The sequence below is a fragment of the Pannonibacter sp. SL95 genome, from assembly GCF_026672425.1.
In the GTDB taxonomy this organism is placed as follows: domain Bacteria; phylum Pseudomonadota; class Alphaproteobacteria; order Rhizobiales; family Stappiaceae; genus Pannonibacter.
The window spans coordinates 847,602-869,361 of sequence record NZ_JAPPRC010000006.1; the positions used below are offsets into that span (position 1 = coordinate 847,602).

Below are 21,760 nucleotides of genomic sequence, written 5' to 3' on the forward strand. Positions count from 1 at the left end.
GTCGTTGCCGACTTTCACGTTCGTCTGGACATTGCGGGGATAAGTGACATCCTCTGGGTGAGGCGGGCGGTTCCTGCAAGCCTTGGGCAAGCTCGAGATGCCAAATCGGGCCTTCAGATCGCCTTCGTCAGGCCTCCTTCCTGCCAAAGGGTGGGGGTACCTGTCAGTGTGAGCACCGCGCCATTCTGGCACAGCATCTGGCGATGCGTTAACCCGCAGACTTTAACACTTGTTAAGCAGTGCAGCCTATTTTCAAGGAGGGATGGTGAGCAAGGAAGTGGACGAACCCATGTTTCGCGCGGCGCACCTGTCACGTCTGGAACGCTCGGCGGAAAGCCGGCGGCAGTGGCAAGCGTTTGGCAAGCGGTTCGCGGGCGTTCTGTTCCTGATCGTCAAGAACCTGCTGTTCTGGGGCTCCATGCTTCTCAGCGGTTACGCGCTTTATGCTCTGGCAGTCTGGCTGTTCTAGACCGCGAAGGCACGCTGTCCCATCGAACCCGTGAAGGACACAGCCTTCATGGGTAACCTTAACAGGTGAGCGGGAGCCAGAAGTCATGACCGGCGCAATGATCCTTATGTTTTTCGGCGCGCTGCTTTACGGTGTCGTGGCGTTGATGTTTCTTGCGTTTTCCTGTGCCGAACTGATCGACACCGGCCGTTCCAACCGCCTCCGACTGACCTTTGCGATCGCGGCTGCCGTGTTCTGGCCGGTTGCCTTGGTCGTCGCCAGCCTGGCCGCCGTCATGGCCGCCCGTCCGGTCCGTCCGTCGGTTGAAGCGGGCCGCTCGAATGGGCGGACAAAGGCCCAGCGGCCGTCGGATCAGCCCTTGCCAGCCAAGCGTCTGGCCGCCTAAGCGCCAAAGGCGAACGACACTTTCCCAATATGCAGTCAGATGGTGGCAACGGGACACTCCGTTGCCAGCCGCACTGCGCGCCTGCCGTCTAGCTTCAGGCGGAAATCATGCTGAAGCAGAAAAATATTCTGCGTCGCATCGCAAACTTGCCATGCAACCGTCTCTCCAGTTCCCTGCAACAATGCTAGAAGCGCTCATCAAAGGGATCCGCGTTTCTGGCTGGTCCAGCACATGAGCTTGCAGGAGTGAAGCGAACATGTCCGAGGCCGGCTCTCCGGGGCAAACCTCCACCAAGGCCGTCGCTGCCGGGCGACAGGATGCCGCGACTGAGGCTCTGTTGGCCATGGCCTTGGAAGCGGGGGCAGCCATCCTCGCCATCTACGCATCGAACACAGATTTCATCAGCAAGGGTGATGGATCGCCCGTGACCGCTGCCGATCATGCGGCGGAAGCGATCATCCTGCGCCGTCTGGCTGAGGCTTTTCCGGCATTGCCAGTCGTGGCCGAAGAGGCCGTGGCCGCCGGTCAGGTTCCCGTCAGCACCGAGGACTATATTCTTGTCGATCCACTGGACGGCACACGGGAATTCATCAGCCGCAACGGCGAATTCACCGTCAACATCGCCATTGTCCGCGCTGGACGGCCCGTACAGGGCGTCGTCTACGCGCCGGCGCTCGGCGAGATCTACTGGAACACGGCAGATGCCGCCTACCGGGCGCTGGTGACGGACGACGTTCCGGGATCGGCAGAGCTCATTCGGGTCCGGACTGCAACGCCGGGCGACCTGTCGGTGCTTGCCAGCCGCTCGCATCTCTGCGCGCAGACGCAATCCGTGATCGATGCGCTGGACGCGCCGCAGATCGCGTCCGTCGGCTCGTCACTGAAGCTGTGCTGGCTCGCTAGCGGCCGCGCGGATGTGTATCCGCGCCTGTCGCCCACCATGCAATGGGACATTGCCGCCGGACATGCGGTGCTGCTGGCTGCTGGCGGCAGTGTGCGCAACATTACCGACGACAGTTGGCCGGAGCTCTCCTACCGTGTCGCGGCCGGCTCCAATGTCATCGATATTCTGCGAAACCCGGGATTTGTTGCCTTTGGCGACATTTCCCTCGTCGAAGATGTCCGCAAGGGGCTGCAGGCCCGGGGCTAAGCCCGGTCAGATCCGGTTGCGCCGGGCAAGCGCTGCTTCCCAGTCGAGCGCGTGGCGCACGATCACGTTCAGGTCCTGGTGCTTCGGCTGCCAGTTCAGCTCCCGCAGGATGACCTCGTTTGCGGCCAGAACTTCCGGCATGTCCCCTGGGCGGCGCTCACCGAGGCGCACGTCGAATGTTGCCCCCGAGGCAGCCTGCACGGCATCGATAACCTGACGCACGCTCGACCCTTTGCCATAGCCGCAGTTCATCACAACGCTGCTGCCGCCGGCCCGCAGGCGCAGCAGGGCCAGACGATGCGCCTCGACCAGATCCCAGACATGGATGTAGTCGCGAACCCCGGTGCCATCGATGGTGGGATAGTCGGTGCCGAAGATCGTCATGTGATCGCGCTTTCCGAGCGCGGTTTCACAGGCGATCTTGATCAGGTTGGTGGCATTCAGCGTTGCCTGCCCAGTCCGGCCTTGCGGATCAGCACCGGCAACATTGAAGTAGCGCAGCGCCGTGTAGCGGAAGGGATGGGCGGCTGCCACATCCTTCAGCATCAGTTCCGTCATCAGCTTTGACAGGCCATAGGGCGACTGCGGCCGCAGCGGTGCATCCTCGCGCACAGGCACCTCGTCAGGATCGCCGTAAACGGCCGCCGTCGAGGAGAAGATGAACTTGTCGACGCCGGCATTGACGCAAGCCTCGATGACATTGCGCGAGACAGCCGTGTTGTTACGGTAATATTTCAGCGGGTTGGAGACGGACTCCGGCAGCACGACGGACCCGGCGAAGTGGATCACCGCCTCGACGGCGTGTTCCTTCAGGATCTGCTCCATCCGCGCGACGTCGCCGACATCTGCCTGGATGAAGGGCACGCCTTCCGGCACCAACCAGTCAAAGCCGGTGACAAGATTGTCGACCACAAGGGGTGTTTCCCCCGCGTCGAGCAGGCATTGCACCATGTGGCTGCCGATATAGCCGGCGCCGCCAGTGATCAGGACAGTCATGCGGTCTCCTCATCCAGTCATGGAGGCAAGACATACCCTGAAAAGATTGACGAGGCTTTGAGGCGGAGCTCAGTCTCCCTCCGGATCCTTGCAGACATCAACCCAGTCAGCCCCTGTCAGCGCCGCCATCCGGTCGGGCGAGAGGCAAACCGCGGCATTGACCGCGCCGGCGGCCGGATAGACGAGGTCAAACGCCTTAAGCGAGACATCGCAGCAGACGCGCAGCGGCCGGGCAAGGCCGAAGGGGCAAACGCCGCCGACCGGATGACCGGTTATGTCCTCGACCACATCCAGGCCCAGCATCTTCACCTTCGAGCCGAAGGTCGCCTTGGCCTTCTTGTTGTCGAGGCGGGCATCGCCGCGCGTCACGATCAGCACCACATCCTCTCCAGCCTGGATCGACAGGGTCTTGGCAATTTCCGCCGGCGTGACGCCCAGGGCGGCAGCTGCTTCCACCACCGTTGCGGTGCTCGCCTCCTTGACCATGACTTCTATGTCAGGCGCGTGTTCGGCAAAGAAAGCGCGGACACTGTCGAGGCTCATCTCTCTCTCCAGGATCAGGAAAACATGCGTACCGAACCGTTCGGTTCTGGTTCCAGCAAAGCAGGTCATGATGACCCTGTCCAGCCGTCGCGTCACAGGATCGGTTCGCCTGCGTCCCTTCCAGCTGAGAGCAGCCAGTTCCAGGGAGCTACCATGGCGAAGGATCCGATCATCATTTATGGCCGTGCCGTCCAGGATGCACGCAACCGGCTGCGGTCAGCCCAGATTTCGACCATGACCGATGTGCTGGTGGCCGAATTGTTCAAGCCGGGCACTTGGGATGGGACAGCCTTTGCCACTGTTTTCGCAGGCTGGGTCAAGAAGCTGCCGGCCATGGATGATACCGCGGGCAGTTCCCTCGACAAGCGCGCGGCGAAGGCGGCCAATCGGGCCCTCAGCGCGGCACAGGTCAGGGCGGACGACTTCGTCACGTCCAGTGGTGCGATCCAGGACATCTATGCCATCGGCGACATGCTGCGCTACGTCGGCGAGTATTTTGAGTTTGGCGGCGGCGGACAGGACGCAACCGTCAATGCCGTGAACCAGTTCCGCGACGGGCTGCGCAATCAGCTCGCCTTCAACAAAGCCAATCGTGCCCGGCGGCCGGTGACGGATTATGACCTTACCGAATGGCCTGATCTCGGCATCTTCAAGAACGAACTGCTCGACCGGTCCGTGGTCAAATACATGGAGCGCTTCTACGGCCCCTATATCGGCGCCGACATTTCCGGCACGACGACCGATGCGCTGGATGTGCTGGCGTATTATGTCGCCGGCGCGAGCGGAACCGGGAGCCTTTACATTGATGCAGGAGCTGCGATTGGTCTCGGCGAGGAGATGGTGCCGATTGCCACCATGGTCCTCCAGTATCACCACAGTTTGATGGAATGCGGACTGGCGTTGAGCTTGTCGAGCAAATCGATGCAGCCGTCATCCTTGACGGACGGAGCCGCCCTGAAGCGCTTCAACTTCTATGACTATGCGACCTTCACCAATAGTTCGACCATAGACCCCATCGCCAGTGTCATGACCCGCGGCAACCAGACGCTGGCCCGGGATCTGGCCGGGCGCGGGCTGGTCATTATCCGCGATGCCATCGACATCAACGACAATCCATACGCCGACACCGAAATCGCACTGCTGCTGGACGATCCGGCGAACAATCGCCTCTTTGACCTGAACAGCCAGTACACCCCCTTCGCCGAAAAGCGGCGGGAGGTGATGATGACCGAAGAAGGCTACTACCAGAACTGCAATCCCAGCCTCACGGCCTATGCGTCGCGTCAGTTCGGTAACCTGGCAGTGGCCGGCAAGAGCTACGACGATATCATCCGCATGAATTCCATTGACCTTGCTGCACTTAAGGCAACTGCTTCGACGCTGGTCTTCGACAACCTTGATGCTGCGCTGCAGCCCGATCGCCCCGGCGCGGTGCTCAACGCCCAGCAGGTGGCAGCGGCGCTGAAGCTGCCACCTCAGCCGCAATCCTCGGCCCAGCCAGCTTCCCAGGCGCAGCCCGCGTCGCAGCTGGCGCCGGGTGATGAGCCGGATGCTGATGAAACCTCCTTGCGCGGCATCGATCCGAACCGCCTGCGCAAGGCGCTCGCGATTGCCAGCCTGTTCGACAACTGAGGGAGGCGAATGATGCGTCGCTCAGGCGAAATGCGCCTCGGGGCGGAAGGAGGCGGGCAGGGGATGCTGCGGCGCCTCGTCCGCCAGCTCCGCCACAAGGGCGTCGGCGATGCGGTGCGCGAGACTGAAGCCGGTCTTGAAACCGCCCGTGGCGACGAAGCTGCGGCGCAGCCCCGGAACAGCGCCAACCAGCGGATCGCGCGCCTTCGGCTTCGGACGAATGCCCGCCCAGGCCTCGATGACGGGGCGTCCGGCGAGCTGGGGGCAGAAGCGGATGGCGCGGGCCACGAGGTCAGCCGTCGCCGCCGCTTCCGGCTCGGTATCGGTCACGCCGGCCAGCGCCGTGCTGCCGATGGCGATGCTGCCATCGCTGTGCGGGACAACATAGAGCCCGTCGCAGTAGACGGCGGGCATGTCGGCAAGACCCGCGCCATCGATCCGAAGCGCCTGCCCCTTCTGGCCCTCGCCAAGCGTCTGGCCAGTGAGGGCGGTCAACGCATCAAACGCGGCAAAGCCCTGCGCCAGGACGATGCGGCAGGCACTGATCCGGGTGCCGGAGGAGAGGGTGACCGCCCCCGTTTTGTCGTCCAGCTCACCAAATCCCTCGCCGAGGCGAAGTTCCGTCCGGTTCCCGTCCGCGCTGCGGCCGGTGGCGGTGAACGCGGCAGCGAGCGCTCCGAGATAGGCACGGGGCGCCACGCGGGCCGCCAGCGTTTCCAGGACAACGCCGAAGGGCGCCGCCTCGGGGGCAATCCAGCCGCCAAGCGTGCCGGCATCCTCGACCGCATAAGAAAATCCGGTGACCGGGGTCGCCCAGTGGGTCAGCGCCTCGGCCGCGCGCGCCTCGTGATGCGCCCGAAGGTCCGCCGTGGTGATCGGCAGAACCCGGCCGCAGCGGCGGTAGCCGCACTGAAGGCCCGTTTCGGCCTCAAGGGCGGCAATAAAGCCGGACAGGGAGGCAAGCGCCTCGAACTGAAACGCCTTTTTCGCGTTCCAGCGGGCCGGCATATGCGGCATCAGGGCGCCAAGAACGCCCCCGCTCGCCCCTGAGCCAATGGCCTTCTGCTCCACAAGCGTTACCCGCAAGCCCTTGCGGGCGGCGCTAAGCGCGACCGACAGACCAAAGACGCCAGCACCAATGACGAGCACATCCGGGGACTTGGACACGAGGCGCGGGCTCCGCTAGGAAGGAAAGGCATCGGGACACAGGCTGTGCCGCCTCAGCGGGTTCTATCGCATGGCTCAGGACGAACAAGGGAAATTGCCGCAACAGGTTGCCGCGCCAGAGCTTGAATGGCTGGACGATGGCGTGCCCCGCGCGCCGCGATTTGGCGACACCTACTTTTCGCGCGCCGGTGGCCTTGCCGAAACCGCTCATGTCTTTCACGCCGGCAACGGACTGCCATCGCGCTGGCAGTGCAGGGACCGGTTCGTGATCGGGGAACTCGGCTTCGGCACCGGACTGAACCTGCTTGCCACTCTGGCACTGCTGCGCGACGAGCGGGCGCCGCCGCACCTGACCTACATCACGGTCGAGGCCTTCCCGCTGTCGATCGCCCAGCTCGAGAGGGCCCATGCCGCCTTTCCGGAGCTGGGCCTGCTTGCCGGCAGTCTGCGGCAGCAGCTGGCAGCTGCCCGCATCGGGGAGGGTGCTGCTGCGGGCTGGCACCGGATGGAAATGCCGGGCGTGACACTCTGGCTTGGTCTTGGAGATGCCAACCGGCTTGTCCCCAAGCTGGTGAACGAGCAGGCTCCCATTGCCTTAAGATCCTGTCTTCCCGTGGATGCCTGGTTCCTCGACGGCTTTGCCCCATCACGCAACCCGGAGCTCTGGCAGCCGGGTCTGATGCAGGCGGTTTATGCAGCAACAGCCAAGGACGGCAGCTTCGCAACCTACACCTCCGCCGGCTGGGTTCGCCGCGCCCTGGCGCAGGCCGGCTTCACCGTCGAGAAGCGCAAGGGTTTTGCGGGAAAGCGTCAGATGTCGGTGGGATGGAGAGGCGAGGTTACCCCCGGCCGATAAAGGGCATCGCGGTGGCCATCACGGTCATGAACTGCACGTTTGCCTGAAGCGGCAGGCTGGCCATGTGCAGCACGGAGCTGGCCACGTGCTGGACGTCCATGACGGGCTCGGCGGCAACCGTTCCGTTGGCCTGCGGCACGCCTTTGCTCATCGCATCCGTCATGTCCGAGGCAGCGTTGCCGATGTCGATCTGGCCGCAGGCGATGTTGAAGCGGCGGCCGTCGAGCGACAGGCTGCGGGTGAGGCCGGTAATGGCGTGTTTCGACGTGGTGTAGGCAACTGAGCCCGGACGCGGCACATGCGCGGAAATCGAGCCATTGTTGATGATGCGCCCGCCCTGCGGCGACTGCCGCCGCATCAGCGCGAAGGCGGCACGGGCAATCAAAAAGGCACCGTTCACGTTCACGTCGATCACAGTCCGGAACTCCTGCGGACTGATCTCGTCGATTGTGCGCGAGAGAAGGCTGATGCCCGCGTTGTTGAAGACCACATCAAGCCGGCCAAACCGCGCCTCCAGAGCGGCAAACAGTCCATCGACGAAGGCCTCGTCGCTGACATCGCCGGCAAGACAAAGCGCCCGCGCGGCTGGCGCGCCGGAGAGGGCCAGCGTCTCATCGAGGGCGTCCAGCCGGCGCCCTGTCAGGACAACCTGTGCCCCGGCCTCAAGGAAGGCAATCGCAGTAGCCCGGCCAATGCCGGCGCTGGCACCCGTGACGAGAATAGTCTTTTCCGACAAGGACATGTTCGCTGGACCCGGTGTTGTGGTGGCGTTGGAATGGCGCGGAGAAAATAGGTTAGAGACCTCGTCCCGCCCATGCAATGGCTGGCGGGCTGTGGACATTTCACAGACTTTCCTTATCCTTACGGCAGTGCCGGGGAGGAGGCTGCGTTCATCGCGGTGCCGGCAGGAGGGAGACGCGAGGATGGGACTCACCCATGAGCCCTGGCTCGTTGCCTTGTCCGTTCTGGTTGCCTTCCAGGGCAGCTTTGTCGGATTGAGCATGGCCATCCGCGTGCGTGACGCGCGCGATGCACGCCGGCGCATGCTGCTGGCGGGCTCCGCATTGACCCTCGCCCTCGGCATCTGGTCCATGCATTTCGTCGGCATGCTGGCGGCACAGCTGCCGGTGGCGGTTGATTTCCTCGTGCTGCCGACGTTGCTGTCGTTTCTGATCTGCGTCCTGGTCGTCGGGCTGGCGGTGTTCACGGCAGCACGGCGAAGGGGCGGTCTTACGCGGTTGCGATTGCTCATCTCGGCCTTTGTCATGGGCGCGGGCATTGCCACCATGCATTACCTCGGCATGCTGGCACTGCATGCCTCGTCGCACATGACCCATGATCCGCGATTTGTGGGCGCCAGTTTTCTGGTGGCCTTTTGCGTATCCGGCCTGGCGCTCTGGCTTGCCTTCGGCACGGTTCGACGTCCACCCGTGCTGGTGTCGGCGCTTGCGCTCGCACTTGCCATCGCCGCGATGCACTACATTGCCATGGCCGGCATGTCGCTGATGCCGATGGACGGCGGCGGTACGGGCGCGCCGGCTGTATCGCCCGGCATTCTTGCAATCATCGTCTCGGTCGTCGCCTTTCTCGTTTCCGGCCTCTTTCTGCTGACCCTTGTGCCGGAAACCGAGGAGGCGGAGCCGCCGCTGCCGCTGTCAGCACCAACGCCGGCCGCGCAGCCAGGTCCTGCGACTGCCGCCAATGAAACCGCACATCCGGGAGAGGACGACGAGGCAGCGCAAATGACCAGCGTTGCCTCTCTGGCAGCGCTCTCGCCGGTGCCGGCACCCACGCGCGACGGTCTTGCCGAACCGTTGCGGCGCGCGGCGCTTGGCCTGCAGAGCGCGCCGGACGAAGCGCGCCTGCGGTCTCAACTCGCCGTGGGCGGCCTGTCCCTGCCCATCGAGCGCGATGGCGGCAAGGCGCGTCTGGCCGTGGGCGAGATTGTCGCCGTGCAGGCAGATGCCCATTACACCCGGGTGTTCGATCTGCAGCGCGCCTATTTCTGTCCCCTGTCGATCACCGAAGTCGAACGCCTGCTCGACGGGCGCCATTTCACGCGCGTGCATCGCTCGCACATCGTCAATCTCGGCCGGGTCCGCGCGTTGCGGCGGGCCGGGGACAGCGGAATGGTGCTGCTGGAAGGAAGTCACGGCCACAGCGCGCCGGTCAGCCGGTCCAAATGGCCAAGACTCAAGTCGCGCGTTGCCGGTGAGGCGGTCAACGCGGCCGAGTACACCGCACTCTCTCTGACAATCGAAAGGTCGGGTGACGCTTCGGAAGCGCCGCCGCCGGGACAGCGCATCTCCATGCGCCAGATGCGGCAACCCTGCTGACGCATTTCGTGCAACTCGCGCCGCATTTCGTGCAGAGGCAGCGCGAATGGTGCAGCTCCCGTTGTGCGTGCACCGCACACACCGCCAGCCTCCGGATCTGGAGCAAGCGGTTTGGCCCGGCATTCCCGAGCTGACCGCACCGGTGAGGGAGGAAGCCGTGATCCCAGGACAGTTCACCTATCACAGACCATCGACCGTACAGGAGGCGGTGGCCCTTCTTGCCAGCCACGGCGAGGAAGCCCGGCCGCTGGCCGGCGGCCACAGCCTGATCCCCATGATGAAGCTGCGCATGGCAGCGCCCGAGCATCTTGTCGACCTCGGCGGGGTCGCCGAGCTGAAGGGCATTCGCGATGACGCAGGCCATATCGTCATCGGCGCCACCACGACGCAGCACGAAGTGATCGGATCCGAGCTTCTTGCGAGCAAGTTGCCGATCCTGCGCGAGACCTCGCTGGTGATTGCCGATCCGCAGATCCGTTATGTCGGCACCATCGGCGGCAATGTCGCCAACGGCGATCCGGGCAACGACATGCCGGCGCTGATGCAGTGCCTGAATGCCAGCTACGTGCTCGTCGGCCCGTCGGGCGAACGTCATGTGGCGGCGCGTGAGTTCTACGAGGCGGCCTATTTCACGGCGCTGAGCCCTGACGAGATCGTGGCCGCGATCCGCATTCCGGTGCCGGCTGCCGGGCACGGCTACGCCTACGAGAAGCTGAAGCGCAAGGTCGGCGACTACGCCACGGCGGCGGCTGCCGTGATGCTGACCCGCAGCGGACATCAGATCACCTCCTGCGCCATTGGCCTCACCAATGTTGCCGACACGCCGCTGTTTGCCGAGGAGGCGGGCCGCATCCTGACCGGATCGTCCATGGAAGCCAATGTGGTCACCCGTGCCGTTGCTGCAGCCGAAGCAATCACCAATCCCGCCTCCGACGGCCGTGGGCCGGCGGAATACCGCACGCGCATGGCCGGCGTGATGCTGCGCCGGGCATTGGCCCGCGCCTATGACCGCGCAGCGGCCTGAGGGAGACAAAGATGAGCGAAATCGAACAGCATCCCCTGACCCTCACGGTCAATGGCAAGAAGGTGCAGCGCTTCGTCGAGCCGCGCACGCTGCTGATCCACTTCCTGCGCGAGGAACTGTCCCTGACCGGACCGCATATCGGCTGCGAGACATCCCACTGCGGCGCCTGCACCATCGAGATGAACGGCATGTCGGTGAAGTCCTGCACCATGTTTGCCGTCCAGGCGAACGGGGCGGAGATCACCACCATCGAAGGCATGGCCGCTGCCGATGGCACCCTGTCGGCATTGCAGGAAGGCTTCCGCCAGATGCATGGCCTGCAGTGCGGCTATTGCACGCCCGGCATGATCCTGCGCGCGCATGTGCTCTTGAAGGAAAATCCGAACCCGACCGAAGCGGAAATCCGCGCCGGCATTGCCGGTAACCTGTGCCGCTGCACCGGCTACCAGAACATCGTCAAGGCGATCCAGTACGCCGCCGCCAAGCTGGCCGGGCGTGACTTCCAGGAGGCAGCAGAATGAACGACATGACGCTGACCAAGGAGCAGCGCGAGGCCCGCCTTGAAGGCATGGGCTGCAAGCGCAAGCGCGTCGAGGACATCCGCTTCACGCAGGGCAAGGGCCAGTATGTCGACGACATCAAGATGCCCGGCATGCTGTTCGGCGACTTCGTCCGCTCACCCTATCCGCATGCGCGGGTGAAGAAGATTGATGCCTCGCGGGCCCTGGCCCTGCCGGGCGTGATCGCGGTGCTGACGGCGGAAGACCTCAAGGGCGTCAACCTCGCCTGGATGCCGACGCTCGCCGGTGACGTGCAGATGGTGCTGGCCGACGGCAAGGTGCTGTACCAGAACCAGGAAGTTGCCTTCGTGCTGGCCGAGGACCGCTATCTCGCCGACGACGCGATCCAGCTTGTCGATGTGGAATATGAGGAACTGCCGGTTCTGGTCGACCCGTTCAAGTCGATGGACCCGGATGCCCCGGTGCTGCGCGAGGATCTGGTCGGCAAGACCAGCGGTGCGCACGGCCCGCGCAAGCACCACAACCACATCTTCACCTGGGATGTCGGCGACAAGGACCTGACCGACAAGGCCTTCCGCGAGGCCGATGTCACCATCAAGGAGCTGATCTCCTATCACCGCACCCATCCCTCGCCGCTGGAGACCTGCCAGTGCGTCGCGGCGATGGACAAGGTGAAGGGCGAGCTGACGCTCTACGGCACCTTCCAGGCGCCGCATGTCATCCGCACCGTGGCCTCGCTGCTCTCGACGATCCCGGAGCACAAGATCCACGTCATCGCGCCAGACATCGGCGGCGGCTTCGGCAACAAGGTCGGGGCCTATCCCGGCTACATCTGCGCCATCGTCGCCTCCATCGTCACCGGCCGTCCGGTGAAATGGGTCGAGGACCGGATGGAGAACCTCTCCACCACGTCCTTTGCCCGCGACTACCACATGACCACCGAGATTGCCGCCCGCAAGGATGGCACGGTGACCGGCCTGCGCGTGCACGTGCTGGCTGACCACGGCGGCTTCGATGCCTGCGCCGATCCGTCCAAGTGGCCGGCCGGCTTCTTCAACATCGTCACCGGCTCCTATGACTTCCCGGTCGCCCATCTCTCGGTCGACGGCGTCTACACCAACAAGGCGCCCGGCGGCGTTGCCTACCGCTGTTCCTTCCGCGTTACGGAAGCTGCCTACTGCATCGAGCGGGCGATGGACATCCTGGCGCAGAAGCTCGGGATGGACCCGGCGGACCTCCGGATGAAGAACTTCATCCGCCGCGACCAGTTCCCCTACCAGTCTGCGCTGGGCTGGGAATATGACAGCGGCGACTATCACCTCGCCATGCAGAAGGCGATGGACACGCTGAACTATCGCGCACTGCGCGAAGAGCAGAAGCAGAAACAGGAAGCGTTCAGGCGCGGCGAGACCCGCGAGATCATGGGCATCGGCATCTCGTTCTTCACCGAGATCGTCGGCGCCGGCCCGTCCAAGAACTGCGACATCCTGGGCGTTGCCATGTTCGACAGCGCCGAGATCCGCGTCCATCCGACCGGATCGGTGATCTCGCGCATGGGCACCAAGAGCCAGGGCCAGGGACACGAGACCACCTGGGCCCAGATCATCGCCACCGAGATCGGCATCCCGGCCGAGAACATCATGGTGGAAGAAGGCAACACCGACACGGCACCCTATGGCCTTGGCACCTATGGCTCGCGCTCCACACCGGTCGCCGGTGCTGCCATCGCGCTGGCGGCCCGCAAGATCCGCGCCAAGGCGCAGATGATCGCGGCCCACATGCTCGAGGTCTCCGAGTACGATCTGGAGTGGGATGTCGATGGGTTCCAAGTGAAGGGCAACCCGCAGGCGCGCAAGTCCATGACCGAGATCGCCTGGGCCGCCTATCATCTGCCGCCCCCGGGCATGGAACCGGGCCTGGAAGCGGTCAGCTATTATGATCCGCCCAACATGACCTATCCGTTCGGAGCCTATTTCTGCGTGATGGACATCGATGTCGACACGGGCGTTGCAAAGACCCGGCGCTTCTACGCGCTCGATGACTGCGGCACCCGCATCAACCCGATGATCATCGAAGGCCAGGTGCACGGCGGCCTGACAGAGGCCTTCGCCATCGCGATGGGGCAGGAGATCCGCTACGACGAGGCCGGCAACGTCATGGGGGCGTCCTTCATGGACTTCTTCCTGCCGACCGCCGTCGAGACGCCGCACTGGGAAACGGACTTTACCGTGACCCCCAGCCCGCATCACCCGATCGGGGCCAAGGGCGTGGGCGAAAGCCCGAATGTCGGCGGCGTGCCGGCCTTCTCCAACGCGGTCAACGACGCCTTCGCCTTCCTCGGCTCCACCCACATCCAGATGCCGCATGACAGCTGGCGCCTCTGGAAGGTGGCAAAGGAGCTCGGCGCGACGGCCTGACACTGCCTGTGGCCGGGCGGAGCGCTTGCGCTCCGTCCGGGGCATGGCCAACACCCTGCTCACAAAGAGGGGAACTGGCGCGGGTAGACCATCCGGCGTCATCCCGGACGCAGCGAAGCGAAGATCCGGGACCGGAGGGCCGCGGCGCTCGATCGGGAGACGTCGAACCGTTTGGACTTCGGCTCTCCGGTCCCGGCTCGGCGCTGCGCTTGGCCGGGATGACGCAGGTGAGATCGGTGACGACCTCAACCGGCGTTCGAGTGCCGGAGCCATGGCCGTCTCCACTCGCTTCACCCCACACCAGGACCGGACTGATCCATGACCCGAACCAAGGACAGCATCGCCAAGGCCTTTGCCAGCGCCGGCTACATCGCCGACGAGGGATTGCTGACGGCCGTGCTGCTGATGGAGGTGCTGGCGCGGCCACTGCTGCTGGAGGGCGAGGCCGGGGTCGGCAAGACGGAGGTCGCCAAGGCGCTGGCAGCCAGCGAGGGCACAGACCTGATCCGGCTGCAGTGCTTCGAAGGGCTCGACCGCTCCGATGCGCTTTACGAATGGAACTATCAGCGCCAGCTTCTCGCCATCAAAGCGCATGAGGGGCAGGGCGATCCGGACGCCCTCGAGAGTGCCATCTTCTCGGAAAAATACCTGCTGCAGCGGCCGCTGCTGGCTGCCATCCGCAGTCCGCGTCCGGTGGTTTTGCTGATCGACGAGGTCGACCGGGCCGACGAAGAGTTCGAGGCGTTCCTGCTGGAAGTCCTGTCGGACTATCAGGTCTCGATCCCGGAGCTTGGCACCATTCCGGCCGCCAGCATTCCCCGCGTTGTGCTCACCTCGAACGGCACGCGCGAACTCTCCGATGCCCTGCGCCGCCGCTGCCTCTACCATTATGTCGACTACCCGGACGTCGGGCGTGAGGCTGAGATCCTGCGCGCCCGGGTTCCCAGCATCGACACGGCCTTCGCCCTGCAGATCGCCGAGCTGATGAGCCGGCTGCGCAAGGAGGATCTCGCCAAGGTGCCGGGCGTCGCCGAGACCATCGATTGGGCGGCCGCGCTGACGGGGCTGGGCGGCACCCATCTCGCCCGGGACCGGGAGCTGGTCTTCGATACGCTCGCCTGCGTCCTGAAGACCCGCGAGGACCGGTCCCGCATCACCCGCGAGGTGACGGACCGCCTCATCGGCAAGGTTGCGTGAGGAGGACATGAGCCAAACCGCTGCCTCCCAGACCGCCGAGTTTGAACCGGGTCCTGCCCTGCGCCTGACGCTGGCTGCCTTCGTCGCGCTGCTGCGCGACAAGGGCTTCCGCATCGGCCCGAGCGAGGCGGCGGATGCAGGCCGGCTGGTTACGGGTGCCGCCGGCCAGCGCGCGGCGACGTTGCGCCCGGCCTTGAAGGCCCTGTTCTGCGGCCGGCGCTCGGACTGGGTCGCCTTCGATGCGCTGTTTGATGCGCACTTCCTGCGCAAGGGCATGAAGAAGGCGGTGGCGCTCGCGGGCTCTGCAGGGGAGAGCGGCGGTGCCCGCACACTGAAGCAGATGCAGGACGAACAGGCCGCGCGCCGCTCGTCGCCCGCGCTGGACGTCAGCCGCGAGGCAGAAGCTCCCGAGGCCGGCGAGGAAGATCCGGCAGGCACCCGCGAGGGCGCAAGCCGGGCGGAGAACCTTGCCGAGACCGACTTCCGCAAGATCCGCGATCCGGAGCTGGAGGCCGAGGCGCATCGGCTCGCCGAACGGCTGGCGCTGGTGATGCGCCGCCGTCTCACCCGCCGCGACCGCATCCGCAGCCAGGGCCCGCGCCTCGACCTGCGCCGCACCTTGCGCAAGTCGGTGGCCCGCGGTGGCCTGCCGCTGGATCTGGTGCACAAGGGACCGAAGCTGCGCCAGCTGCGCCTCGTCGTGCTGCTGGATGCCTCGGGCTCGATGAACAACTACACAGGCGTTTTCGTGCGCTTCGTGCATGGTCTGCTGGATGCCTTCCGGCTGGCCGATGCCTTCCTGGTCCACACGCGGCTGGTGCATGTGTCCTCTGCGCTGAAGGAGCGGGATGCGGCGCGGGCGCTGGACCGGCTCGGGCTGATGGCCCAGGGCGTCGGTGGCGGCACGCGCATCGGCGCGGCGCTCGCTGACTTCAACCGCTGGCACGCGGCCCGGGTGCTGACCTCGCGCAGCTGCGTCATCATCCTCTCCGATGGCTATGACACTGGCCCGGCCGAGGACATCGGCGCGGAAATGGCCCGGCTCGCACGCCGCTGCCGCCGCATCGTCTGGCTCAATCCGCTCATCGGCAGCGACGGCTATGCGCCGGTTGCCGCCGGCATGGCAGCCGCGCTGCCCCATGTCGACCTGTTCGCGCCCGCCCACAACCTTAAAAGCCTGGCGGCGCTCGAACCCTATCTGGCCAAGGTGTGAGGATCAAAACATGACCCCATCGACCACCCCACAACCACCACACTGGGACGCCAGCGACGTCAACTCCGTCATGGACCGCCTGCGCCGCGAGGGCACGCCTTACGCGCTTGCCACCGTGGTTCGCACCGTGTCTGTCACGGCGGCCAAGGCCGGGGCGAAGGCGGTGATCGCGCCCGATGGCACGATGCTGGCCGGCTGGATCGGCGGCGGCTGCGCCCGCGGCGCCGTGCTGAAGGCCGCGCGCGAGGCGCTGGCCGATGGCAAGACGCGGCTCATCTCGGTGCAGCCCGAGGATCTCCTGGCCGAACAAGGTGTGGCAGCAGGGGATGAGCATCAGGGCGTACGCTATGCCCGCAACATGTGCCCGAGCCAGGGCTCGATGGATGTCTTTGTTGAACCGGTCTTGCCGCGCCCGCGTCTGGTCGTGCTGGGCGCAAGTCCGGTGGCGTTGGCTCTTGCCGATCTGGCCGGGCGTATGGGCTATGACCTCACGGTCTGTGCCGCACCGGAGGATCAGCTGGCGTTCCGACAGGCCGACGAGCGGATCGAGGGCTTTGCGCTGCCCGTGGAGGCGCCCGGCAGTCGCTATCTCGTCGTCTCGACGCAGGGACGTGGTGATCTGGCAGCACTGAAGGCAGCGCTCGCCGTCGAGGCCGAACACGTTGCCTTTGTTGGCAGCCGGCGCAAGGCGGAGGCGCTGACGCGCAAGCTGCAGGAAGATGGTATCGGATTGAACCAGATCGCCCGCCTGAAAGCGCCGGCCGGGCTTGACCTTGGGGCCATCACTCCGGAAGAGATCGCCTTGTCCGTCCTTGCGGAAATCACGCTGCTGCGCCGGCGGGGCCAGAGAGGCACCGCCCAAGACGAAGCGGCAACCTGACCAGCAATACCGCTCCTGCAGGATCCAGAAGAGGGAAATTCACGTCATGCAGATGGCCGACAGTCAACGAATTGAAGCCCCGCGTCAGAAGGTGTGGGAGGCTCTGAACGATCCGGACGTGCTCAAGGCCGCTATCCCCGGCTGCGAGGAGCTGATCAAGCATTCTGACACCGAGCTGGAAGCCAAGGTGACGCTGAAGGTCGGGCCGGTAAAGGCGACCTTCGGCGGCAAGGTAACCTTGAGCGAGCTGGATCCGCCGAAGGGCTACCGCATCGACGGCGAAGGTTCCGGCGGCGTGGCCGGCTTCGCCCGGGGCGGGGCCAAGGTCTGGCTCGAGGAAGACGGACCGGACGCCACCATCCTGCATTACGAGGTCGACGCCAATGTCGGCGGCAAGCTCGCCCAGCTTGGCGCGCGCCTGATCGATTCCACCGCCAAGCGTCTGGCGGGCGAGTTCTTCAAGAGCTTCGGCGACATCGTCGCTCCGCCGGCACCGGATGCCGAGGCGGCTGCGGAGCCGGCCGAGGGCGAGAAGAAGGGCTGGTTCGGTGGCCTGTTCGGCAAGAAGAAAGACGAACCAGCCGCCGAAGCTGACGTCTGATTTGGGAACCGTGATCTGGAGGAGGACTGACCCATGGCAAGCATGACCAACACTGCCTTTGCGCTGGCAGGGCATTCCGTCAGCACTGCATCAACAGAGACCTGGAAAGAGGCGATGGCCGATCCGTCGATCCGCCTGGCCCTTGGTACGGGTGCCATGCTGCTACTGGCCGTCGGGGCGGTGCATGCATGCTGTCTTCTGCCCTCCGTGGAGAGCTGGCATGGGCTGACGGTGCTCTGTTCGTCTGCCGGATGAAGATGAAGCACCGGATTCAATGCTGCACCTTGGCCTGACAAGCGGTTGATCCGACTCCAGGAATCCAGGTGCGACCGGCAAGCTGAGGCAACACTGAAGCGTGACCGTTCAGCGATGCCTCAGCTAAACGTGATCTTCCAGTGGAACCTTGGCACTTGCAGCTTTAGGCGCACTTATCATATGCTTTCGCTCAATAGTGATGTTTAAAGCATCACATTGGGCGATGGTACGACATGCTCACCTCAACTCAGCTCAAGGCCGCCCGGGCTTTGCTCGGTATTGATCAGAAGACCCTGGCCGAGATGGCAGGTGTCTCTGTTCCCACGGATCCAGCGCATGGAAGCCAGCAATGGCACGGTACGCGGCGTCATCGAGACACTGACCCGCGTTGTCGAGGCACTTGAAGGTGCCGGGATCGAACTCATCGGCGAGAATGCAGCGAGCCTGTCCGGCGGACGCGGGGTACGCCTGCGTGACCGCCCCCCGGCAGGCAGCTAAGCAGGTTGCTGCGGATTGACCGCTGCAGCCCCGGCCTGCGGTCAATCCCATCCAGCCTGAGCCGTGGGCCGTGAGGATACAATGTCGAGTGTATCGGCCTCCCAAACGCGGCCGTCGGGCGAGCCGACGACAGCCGAACTCTTCACGCCCAAACTCGTCACCGCCATCCGGGAAGGCTACGGCGTGGCCCGTTTCAAGGCCGATGCCATCGCCGGCCTGACGGTTGCCATCGTCGCCTTGCCGCTGTCGATGGCGATTGCAATCGCCTCCGGGGCCTCGCCCGGCGCAGGTCTGACAACCGCCATCATGGGCGGCTTCCTCGTGTCGGCGCTGGGCGGCAGCCGCTATCAGATTGGTGGCCCGGCGGGCGCGTTTATCGTGCTCGTCGCCGCCTGCATTGCACGCCACGGCATGGAGGGCCTGATCCTCGCCACGCTGATGTCTGGCGTGTTTCTCGCCCTGATCGGTGCCTTCCGGCTTGGCACCTACATCAAGTATATCCCGCATCCGGTGACGGTCGGCTTCACCGCAGGCATTGGCGTCATCATCCTGTCCAGTCAGTTCAAGGACCTGTTTGGTCTGACCCTGAGCGGACCGGAGCCAGGGCCTCTGGCGGAGAAACTGCCGGCCCTTGCTGCGGCGCTGCCAACTCTCAACGGTGTCACCCTGGCGCTGTCAGCCGGCACGATTGGTCTCATCCTGCTCCTGCGCCGCTACAGGCCGCATTGGCCAGGTCTGTTGATTGCAGTTGTGCTTGCTGCCGGTCTCACGGCCGGCCTCGACTTGCCGGTGGACACAATTGCCTCGCGGTTCGGTGGCATCCCGGCCGGCCTGCCGGCTCCCGTACTGCCAGACGTTTCGGCTGCGAAGATGCTGGCCGTCCTGCCGGAGGCAATCAGTTTCGCCCTGCTGGGGGCGATCGAGTCGCTGCTTTCGGCTGTGGTCGCTGACGGGATGACCGGACGGCGTCACCGGTCGAACTGCGAACTAGTGGCACAGGGCATTGCCAACATCGGCTCGGCGCTGTTCGGCGGGATCTGCGTGACCGGCACCATTGCCCGCACAGCCACGAATGTCCGCGCCGGGGCAACATCACCAGTCGCCGGCATGCTGCACTCCGTGTTCCTGCTGCTGTTCCTTCTCATCGCTGCCCCGCTCGCCGGATACATCCCGCTTGCAGCGCTCGCCGGTGTGCTGGCGGTGGTGGCCTGGAACATGCTGGAGCGGCATGCCATTGGCACCATTCTCCGTAACTCTCGCGCGGACACTCTGGTCTTTGCCGCCACGTTCTTCCTGACGCTGTTCCGTGATCTGACGGAGGCGATCCTCGTCGGTGTGGCGCTCGGCGCGGCCATCTTCATCGACCGCATGGCCAAGCTGGTGCAGGTCGAGCAGCACAAGCCGTTTGTCGGCGAGGACATTGCCGACAGGATGCAGGGGGATGACAGCGGCCTGACCTATCTGCGCGGCGAGCGGCCTTTCGAGCCGGGCCTTGCCAGCGATCCCGATCTGGTCGTCTACCGGCTGTCCGGTGCGTTCTTCTTCGGTTCGGCCGCAACCGTCGGGGCCGTGCTGGAACGGATTGCCGATCAGCACAGGGCGCTGGTGCTGGATTTCTCCGGCGTGGCCCTGATCGATTCTACCGCAGCCCTGACGATGATCGGCGTTGTGCGCAAGGCATCCGGACGCAACGTGGCGCTCTATCTTGTCGGAGCGAGCCCTGCCATTCGCGGCGCGCTGGCGACCCATGGCCTGAAGGATGGCGAAGTGCACTTCCAGCCTGATCTGGACACGGCTGTCCGCGCCGCCCGTATTGCGCTTGATGAGGCTCGCACCAGTTAAGGCCAAGAGGGACAAAGCAAAAGCCCCGGAATGACCGGGGCTTTCATGCTGTCCGCTTGGGATGCGTCAGGCTTTGCGATTGGCCTTCACCGCTTCGGCGAAGAGGCGATAGAGGCTCGACGGCAGCCAGGGCAGCCGGTCGCGGTTGTAGTCCTGCCGATGATCGATGATCAGGGCACGGGCAGTGTAGACGTTCATGGTCTTGTTCTCCTGCGTCTGGTGGTATGGGGCGCTTACGCGTTCTTCTTTCCGCTAAGGTATGTGCATTGAGTGCACATTTCAAGGCGTACCATGTGCGTTTTGCTCCGAATGTATAGATAACTAGACCAATATGTCGGTTTCACGACATTCGACCGTCGGTTGCGGAATAAATGTGCAACGTGCATTGCCGGCTCAGGTTCATGCGAAAAGGGCCGGACCCTTCGGTCCAGCCCATCAGTGATGTGCGATTGCTTGTGATTCAGGCGTCGCGCGGTCTGATCGGCGCGAACAGATCCATCGGTTCGGGCAGTCCGCGCAGGTTGTGGCGGCCCAGGCTTTCGACCGCGACCGTCGCCATCGCTGCAACGGCAACTGAATTGGCGACCGGCGCCGTCATGATGATGGGCTGTGCCAACGGCTTGGTAAGGCCTTCGACCCGACTGGCCGTGTTGACCGCTGATCCGATGACCGTGAAGTCCAGCCGGTTGGCAGCACCGACATTGCCGAAGAAGACGTCTCCGACATGCAGGCCAATGCCCGATTGGAGCGGCGCCCAGCCCACGATATCGGACACCTCATCGGGCGGGTTCAAGCCCAGTTCGGTGACGGCGATCTCCGCGTCCAGCGCCGCTGCAAGGGCTGCGGTGGCGGCATTTGCTTGGTCGTAGGTGCGCTCGAGCGGGAAGACCGCCAACAGGCCATCGCCGACAAACTTCAGGACATCGCCGCCATGTTGCGTGATGGCCTCGACCAACGCCGAAAAATACGCGTTGAGGATCAGCAGCATGTCGTCTGGGGCCAGCCGGTCGGACAGATCGGTGAAGCCGCGAAGGTCCGAGACCCAGATGACCGCTTCGATGCGGCTGCCCTTGCCGCGCTTGATGACGCCGTCGAGTACCGCCTTGCCGGCATCAGCGCCGAGATAGGTTGCGACCACATTCTGCGAGATCCGCACAGCAATGTGACGCTCGACATGCAAGGCGAGCAGGCGTAGCAGCGAGCGCAGAATCTCATGCTGCTCGGGCGAGAACCCGTCCGGGTGCCGCGTGGCGACGGTTGCGACATTGTGATAGTCGCCAGCTCCCAGGGGAATTGCGACATACTGGGTAAAGCCGGCCTGGCGCAGGTCGGCCATGATGCCGTATTGGGCAACGGTCGCGTCATCGCGCGGATCAAGCACGAGTTCCTCGCCGGTCCGGAAGACGACTGCCAGGGGACTGCGCAGGAACGCCGGGTCCTGCAAGGCCTCCTCGCTGACCTGAACCTCGTCGCAGAACCCGTCGCCTTCGCTCCAGTTCCAGGCAAAGCCCAGCAACTGGGGATGCAGGGTCCCGACATGCAGGCTCGCCCTGTGCAAGGGAACATCCGCAGCAACGAGATGCCAGCAGAATGCCTCGAACAGGGCATGCAATGTCGGAACCTGCCCGCCGTCTTCCAGCAGCCAACGCTCGATGTCGCGCCAGTCCTGCTTGCCCGGCACACGATCCCGGCCGCCGGATGACCGGGCCAGCAGCCGGACCATCGGCGGATAGACGCGTTCAGCAACCTTGGGCGTCTCGGGCGATTGCACTATGGAC

Annotated in this window: 21 protein-coding genes and 1 pseudogene; 16 read left to right on the forward strand and 6 right to left on the reverse strand. The window is 64.7% G+C overall.

What is annotated here, in order from left to right; all coding sequences use genetic code 11:
• The first annotated feature begins 265 nt into the window (after window positions 1-265).
• The 3 genes from OVA12_RS20955 (at window position 266) to cysQ (ending at window position 2,004) form a co-directional block, all read left to right on the forward strand.
• On the forward strand, window positions 266-469 hold the full coding sequence (locus tag OVA12_RS20955; protein ID WP_268140585.1) for a hypothetical protein: 204 nt from the start codon (window positions 266-268) through the stop codon (window positions 467-469).
• Window positions 470-554: 85 nt separating this feature from the next.
• Window positions 555-854 (forward strand): hypothetical protein, encoded by a 300-nt coding sequence (locus tag OVA12_RS20960; protein ID WP_268140586.1) that lies wholly within the window; start codon window positions 555-557, stop codon window positions 852-854.
• Window positions 855-1,110: 256 nt separating this feature from the next.
• Window positions 1,111-2,004: a 3'(2'),5'-bisphosphate nucleotidase CysQ gene (cysQ, locus tag OVA12_RS20965; protein WP_268140587.1), complete on the forward strand. Its 894-nt coding sequence runs from the start codon at window positions 1,111-1,113 to the stop codon at window positions 2,002-2,004.
• Window positions 2,005-2,010: 6 nt separating this feature from the next.
• Here the strand turns inward: cysQ and galE are convergent, their stop codons facing one another.
• Window positions 2,011-3,000 (reverse strand): UDP-glucose 4-epimerase GalE, encoded by a 990-nt coding sequence (gene galE / locus OVA12_RS20970; RefSeq protein ID WP_268140588.1) that lies wholly within the window; start codon window positions 2,998-3,000, stop codon window positions 2,011-2,013.
• Between the two features lie 69 nt (window positions 3,001-3,069).
• The gene (locus OVA12_RS20975; RefSeq protein WP_268140589.1) at window positions 3,070-3,543 is read right to left on the reverse strand and encodes a YbaK/EbsC family protein; all 474 of its coding nucleotides are present in this window, start codon (window positions 3,541-3,543) and stop codon (window positions 3,070-3,072) included.
• A 153-nt stretch (window positions 3,544-3,696) separates the two neighbouring features.
• On the opposite strand from OVA12_RS20975, the gene OVA12_RS20980 reads away from it, so the two are divergent.
• Window positions 3,697-5,175, forward strand: coding sequence for a hypothetical protein (locus OVA12_RS20980; RefSeq protein WP_268140590.1), 1,479 nt, complete (start codon window positions 3,697-3,699; stop codon window positions 5,173-5,175).
• 21 nt (window positions 5,176-5,196) lie between these two features.
• Here OVA12_RS20980 and OVA12_RS20985 read toward each other — a convergent pair whose 3' ends face one another.
• The gene (locus OVA12_RS20985) at window positions 5,197-6,342 is read right to left on the reverse strand and encodes an NAD(P)/FAD-dependent oxidoreductase (RefSeq protein WP_268140591.1); all 1,146 of its coding nucleotides are present in this window, start codon (window positions 6,340-6,342) and stop codon (window positions 5,197-5,199) included.
• Between the two features lie 70 nt (window positions 6,343-6,412).
• On the opposite strand from OVA12_RS20985, the gene mnmD reads away from it, so the two are divergent.
• Window positions 6,413-7,198, forward strand: a complete 786-nt coding sequence (mnmD, locus tag OVA12_RS20990; protein ID WP_268140592.1) for a tRNA (5-methylaminomethyl-2-thiouridine)(34)-methyltransferase MnmD — start codon at window positions 6,413-6,415, stop codon at window positions 7,196-7,198.
• Here the strand turns inward: mnmD and OVA12_RS20995 are convergent.
• On the reverse strand, window positions 7,182-7,940 hold the full coding sequence (locus OVA12_RS20995) for an SDR family oxidoreductase (protein WP_268140593.1): 759 nt from the start codon (window positions 7,938-7,940) through the stop codon (window positions 7,182-7,184). The two genes, mnmD and OVA12_RS20995, sit on opposite strands and share 17 nt — an antisense overlap.
• A gap of 181 nt (window positions 7,941-8,121) precedes the next feature.
• On the opposite strand from OVA12_RS20995, the gene OVA12_RS21000 reads away from it, so the two are divergent.
• From OVA12_RS21000 to OVA12_RS21050, 11 genes and pseudogenes are all read left to right on the forward strand, one after another.
• Window positions 8,122-9,534, forward strand: coding sequence for an MHYT domain-containing protein (locus OVA12_RS21000; protein ID WP_268140594.1), 1,413 nt, complete (start codon window positions 8,122-8,124; stop codon window positions 9,532-9,534).
• Window positions 9,535-9,691: 157 nt separating this feature from the next.
• Window positions 9,692-10,558 carry an FAD binding domain-containing protein gene (locus OVA12_RS21005; protein WP_268140595.1) on the forward strand — a complete coding sequence of 289 codons (867 nt, stop codon included), beginning with the start codon at window positions 9,692-9,694 and terminating at the stop codon, window positions 10,556-10,558.
• An 11-nt stretch (window positions 10,559-10,569) separates the two neighbouring features.
• The gene (locus tag OVA12_RS21010; RefSeq protein WP_326493928.1) at window positions 10,570-11,079 is read left to right on the forward strand and encodes a (2Fe-2S)-binding protein; all 510 of its coding nucleotides are present in this window, start codon (window positions 10,570-10,572) and stop codon (window positions 11,077-11,079) included.
• The gene (locus OVA12_RS21015; RefSeq protein WP_268140596.1) at window positions 11,076-13,496 is read left to right on the forward strand and encodes an aerobic carbon-monoxide dehydrogenase large subunit; all 2,421 of its coding nucleotides are present in this window, start codon (window positions 11,076-11,078) and stop codon (window positions 13,494-13,496) included. Before OVA12_RS21010 ends, OVA12_RS21015 begins: the two co-directional genes overlap by 4 nt.
• Window positions 13,497-13,814: 318 nt before the next feature.
• Window positions 13,815-14,693, forward strand: coding sequence for an AAA family ATPase (locus OVA12_RS21020; protein WP_268140597.1), 879 nt, complete (start codon window positions 13,815-13,817; stop codon window positions 14,691-14,693).
• Between the two features lie 7 nt (window positions 14,694-14,700).
• Window positions 14,701-15,906, forward strand: a complete 1,206-nt coding sequence (locus OVA12_RS21025; RefSeq protein ID WP_268140598.1) for a vWA domain-containing protein — start codon at window positions 14,701-14,703, stop codon at window positions 15,904-15,906.
• A 70-nt stretch (window positions 15,907-15,976) separates the two neighbouring features.
• Window positions 15,977-16,786 (forward strand): XdhC family protein, encoded by an 810-nt coding sequence (locus OVA12_RS21030; RefSeq protein WP_268141461.1) that lies wholly within the window; start codon window positions 15,977-15,979, stop codon window positions 16,784-16,786.
• A gap of 46 nt (window positions 16,787-16,832) precedes the next feature.
• Window positions 16,833-17,387 (forward strand): SRPBCC family protein, encoded by a 555-nt coding sequence (locus tag OVA12_RS21035; protein ID WP_268140599.1) that lies wholly within the window; start codon window positions 16,833-16,835, stop codon window positions 17,385-17,387.
• A gap of 33 nt (window positions 17,388-17,420) precedes the next feature.
• Window positions 17,421-17,642, forward strand: a complete 222-nt coding sequence (locus OVA12_RS21040) for a hypothetical protein (protein ID WP_268140600.1) — start codon at window positions 17,421-17,423, stop codon at window positions 17,640-17,642.
• A gap of 233 nt (window positions 17,643-17,875) precedes the next feature.
• Window positions 17,876-18,140: pseudogene (locus OVA12_RS21045) on the forward strand (helix-turn-helix domain-containing protein).
• 81 nt (window positions 18,141-18,221) lie between these two features.
• On the forward strand, window positions 18,222-19,982 hold the full coding sequence (locus OVA12_RS21050) for a SulP family inorganic anion transporter (protein WP_268140601.1): 1,761 nt from the start codon (window positions 18,222-18,224) through the stop codon (window positions 19,980-19,982).
• A 66-nt stretch (window positions 19,983-20,048) separates the two neighbouring features.
• On the opposite strand, the gene OVA12_RS21055 is transcribed toward OVA12_RS21050, so the two are convergent.
• Together OVA12_RS21055 and OVA12_RS21060 are read right to left on the reverse strand one after the other, a co-directional pair.
• Window positions 20,049-20,180, reverse strand: coding sequence for a hypothetical protein (locus OVA12_RS21055; protein WP_268140602.1), 132 nt, complete (start codon window positions 20,178-20,180; stop codon window positions 20,049-20,051).
• A gap of 262 nt (window positions 20,181-20,442) precedes the next feature.
• Window positions 20,443-21,753: an adenylate/guanylate cyclase domain-containing protein gene (locus OVA12_RS21060; RefSeq protein ID WP_268140603.1), complete on the reverse strand. Its 1,311-nt coding sequence runs from the start codon at window positions 21,751-21,753 to the stop codon at window positions 20,443-20,445.
• Window positions 21,754-21,760: the final 7 nt, after the last annotated feature.